This is a genomic window from Xanthomonas maliensis (assembly GCF_009192945.1).
Taxonomy (GTDB): Bacteria; Pseudomonadota; Gammaproteobacteria; order Xanthomonadales; family Xanthomonadaceae; genus Xanthomonas; species Xanthomonas maliensis.
Window position 1 is genome coordinate 1 of the sequence record NZ_NSET01000110.1, and the last position, 1689, is coordinate 1689.

Below are 1689 nucleotides of genomic sequence, written 5' to 3' on the forward strand. Positions count from 1 at the left end.
AAGTATAGTGGGCTCGGAGAGGTGTAGAGCGGCCTTGGTCCATGGCGACATTGGCGGCCTCGTAAGCTTCTGCGCCTCGGACATGTTGCCGCTCGGCATAGGCAGTGAGGGCGTCCTGCCACTTCTCGTTCGCGGGAGCCGCTTGTTGCATCAGCGCCTTGAGTGCCTCGTCCGGCTTGTAGTTCATGCCCAGGTCCAGCACCAACTGGTTGGCGGCTTGTGCCTTCACATGTGCGACATCGATCTGCTGGCGCATCTCGGCGGCTTTGGCGTTGGACGGCGGACGGGCATACAGCTTTTTACGGAAATCCTGGTAGCGCTGGTTCTGTTGTTCGACGATCTTGGCGAAACCGATGTTTTCCTCTTGCGTGGTTGGCAGGACGATATTGCGCAGCTGGATGGCAATGGCCGAGCTGGCGCTGCGCATCTCGCTGACATATTCGAGGACGGACATATTATGGTTGACGATCGAATTCATGCGCTCGCGCGCCTGTGCCAAGGTCACCAGCCCGGCCACTACCAGGCCGCAGGACAGCAGAATAAGAAGGCCGAAGGCGGCAGACAGGCGCGTGCCGACGTTGTAGCGTTGGAGAAAACCGATCATCGAGATACCTGGTAGGCAAGGAAGAGAAGCGGGTGGTGCATTGCAGGCAATGGTGGTCGCGCTCGTTGTCCGGTGCTCCCGGTGTCGAGCGGGAACGCGATCAAGCCAGTGGCATAGTCCATTTTTAGGTGCTGGACTGGGCGCATTGCTTCATCGTCAACGCTGATAAGGACGCTTTGCCGAGTGTGGCTTCGAGGTGCTGCGCTGCATGGAGGGCGACGCTCGTAACGGACGAGCTCCGTTTGTCATCGTCGCTGCGAGAGACGCGATGCTCGACGGGAATGGCCGGCGAGGCGCATGCCGGCGGCACCGGCATCGGTGGACCTGCGCCCACCGATGCCGGTTGCCACTGGATCAGAACTCTTCCCAGCTGCTCTCGCCGGTGGTCGGCGGAGCGACCACGCGCGGTTTGGCACCGGCACTGCGGCCGACCACGGCGAGCTTGGCCCTGACGTTGGCGGCGACCTGGGGTGCCGATGCGGTCCGCACGGCAGGGCCGGTGCTGGCGACCAGATCGGTCTTGAACACCGCCACCGCCTCGGTCAGCTGGCTGGCCTGGTCTTCCAGCGCACGCGCAGCGGCGGTGGCTTCTTCCACCAGCGCGGCGTTCTGCTGGGTGGTCTCGTCCATCTGGGTGATGGTCTGATTGACCTGCTCGATACCGGCGGACTGCTCCTGCGAGGCGGCGGAGATCTCACCCATGATGTCGGTGACCCGCTGCACGCTGGCCACCAGCTCGCCCATGGTCTTGCCGGCAGTGTTGACCAGCACCGAGCCGGTGGCCACGCGTTCGACCGAGTCGGCGATCAGGTCCTTGATCTCCTTGGCAGCGCCGGAGGAGCGCTGCGCCAGGGTGCGCACTTCCGAGGCCACCACGGCGAAGCCGCGGCCTTGTTCGCCGGCACGCGCGGCTTCCACCGCGGCATTCAAGGCCAGGATATTGGTCTGGAAGGCGATGCCGTCGATGACGCTGATGATGTCGGCGATCTTCTTCGACGAGGCCTCGATGCCGGCCATGGTGTCGACCACCTGGCCGACCACCTCGCCGCCCTGGGTCGCCACACTCGCGGCGCCGATGGCCAGCT

2 protein-coding genes are annotated in these 1689 nt (G+C 64.1%); both read right to left on the reverse strand.

Annotation, left to right across the window (positions count from 1 at the left end):
• The coding region (locus CKY51_RS22090; RefSeq protein WP_211904941.1) for an MCP four helix bundle domain-containing protein at positions 1–604 on the reverse strand (604 nt) is incomplete at its 3' end.
• A gap of 354 nt (positions 605–958) precedes the next feature.
• Positions 959–1689, reverse strand: a 731-nt coding sequence (locus CKY51_RS22095; RefSeq protein ID WP_244952567.1) for a methyl-accepting chemotaxis protein, incomplete at its 5' end; no start/stop codon positions are given.